1 protein-coding gene and 1 pseudogene are annotated in these 2,085 nt (G+C 32.5%); both read left to right on the forward strand.

Translation table 11 applies throughout. The annotated features are described in order from the left end of the window. Positions 1-877 precede the first annotated feature (877 nt). Positions 878-1,738, forward strand: a complete 861-nt coding sequence (locus BACFIN_RS00020; protein ID WP_007758437.1) for an urea transporter — start codon at positions 878-880, stop codon at positions 1,736-1,738. Further along, positions 1,699-2,085, forward strand: a pseudogene (locus BACFIN_RS00015) (hypothetical protein); the annotation flags it as partial. The gene BACFIN_RS00020 and the pseudogene BACFIN_RS00015, both read left to right, overlap by 40 nt.

Raw genomic sequence — 2,085 nt, forward strand, 5'->3', positions numbered from 1 at the left:
ATATATTTTACTTATCCCAACGAAATAAAATGATATTTTTGATAAATAATAAATGTCTATTTTTCTGTAAAATTAAATATTTTATTTTATATTTGTGACATTACTAAAAACAGAGGGCTTATCTATGAATGATAATTATTCATTTGATTTTGAATTGATAGGATTGATCATGTTTTCATTACTTCCAATATGTATCGTGTTACTTTAAAAAAACGAACATGTAAAATCTTATTTACAGAGGCATTTACTATTAGATTCTATTGTCACTTGTTTATTGCTGATTTCTATTTGGTTTATAGGAAACGAGTTTGTAAAATGGTGGATATCTATAATTATAGCATTATTGATAACATACAGTATGGATAAAATAGTAAAAGGGAAGACAAAAAAACAATAGGCGTATGATATTATTGGAGGTATCACCAACATTTTTTTTAAAGTAACTCTAAGGTAAAGTATAATAAACTGAGGTAATTCTCCATTATAAAAATAAGGAAAACCGAAAGTTCTGCACAAAAGAAAGGATACAAGCTATGAAATAAATGAATTGTGAACAAAAGAAGAGATACTATTAGGATATTTCTTAAAGTCGGAAAGTACTGTATCACAATTTTTTATAACATCCTCCGGTTATGTAAATGCTCTCTACTATCGTATCACTTCTGTCTCTGACTAACCCGGAATAAACTATGAAATGAAAGCATCTTGAAATATGATGTTCTCAAATTATACCTCTTAAGATAAATGAATACAGGCTGTTTTTATCTGTCCCAATCCGGCATTACTCCAACCTTCTATTTGGTTCCTATTTACTTTGTTTATTTCAGAGTAGATTGTACTTTTGCCAAACATTTGGATTTGTAATAAATATATATAAATGGTTTCTATATACAATTCATTACTCATTCTGGGGCGTGGAATAGGTCAAGTAATGTTTCAGAATAATGCACTATCCGGATTATTAATGCTGATCGGAATATTTCTGGGTTCATGGCAAATGGGAATACTGGCTGTCTGTGGTAACATAGTAAGTACATTGACTGCGTATTTCTCCGGATATGAACGTAACGACATAAGAGAAGGATTATATGGATTTAACGGAACTCTAGTCGGTATTGCCTACGGTGTCTTTATGATATTATCGGTAGAAAGCTTAATCCTTTTGATAATCACTTCGGCCTTCTCTACATGGATCGCTTATTTATTCAGCCGACAACATTTACTTTACGGATTTACCGCCCCTTTTATTCTTGCTGTATGGGGAATGCTCGGAGTCTGTACATGGTTCATACCTGATTTATTACTGGTCTCTGATACAATTACCAATACGACACAGAATATTGATTATTTCCAGGCTCTATGTTTAGGGATAGGTCAAGTAATGTTCCAGGGAAATACAATACTGGCCGGTCTGTTCTTTCTCGTAGGGATTCTTGTCAATTCTTTCCCGAATAGCCTTTATACAATATTGGGTACACTTCTTCCTATTCCTGTTGCTATCATATTGGGAATAGACACTGAAAGTATAAATGCAGGTTTAATGGGATATAATGGTGTGTTATGTGCTATAGCCTTGGGAGGAACTGATTGGAAAAGTTGTATATGGGCAATGGGAGCTGTTATATTGTCTACCATATTACAGATTATCGGAATGAAATTAGGGATAACGACTTTAACCGCTCCCTTTGTTGTATCTGTATGGATCGTGATAATGATACAGAGAATGATAAGGAAGTAGAAAAACTAGAAGTAATAAACAAAATGAATATTGATTTATATACAATAGACTGGACTGCTATAGGATCGGTAGCAACTACAATCGCTTTGATAATTGCTTTCAGGTCCATAAATGCATCCAATAAACAGAATAGAGAAAATCGTAAACTTCAAATTTTGCTGATTCGTAAAGAACAAGAGCAAAAAAGGCTTGATGAAATGGTAAATAATATTCTAGAGATAATCCATTCTATAAAACCAATTGATGTTCTTGATTTCTCTTCAAAATGGATAGACAAGACATTTACGACAGAAGACAGACATAAAATCGACCATATAGCAGAGCAAGATCAATTGAATAATATCCGG

The organism is Bacteroides finegoldii DSM 17565 (assembly GCF_000156195.1).
Taxonomy (GTDB): Bacteria; Bacteroidota; Bacteroidia; order Bacteroidales; family Bacteroidaceae; genus Bacteroides; species Bacteroides finegoldii.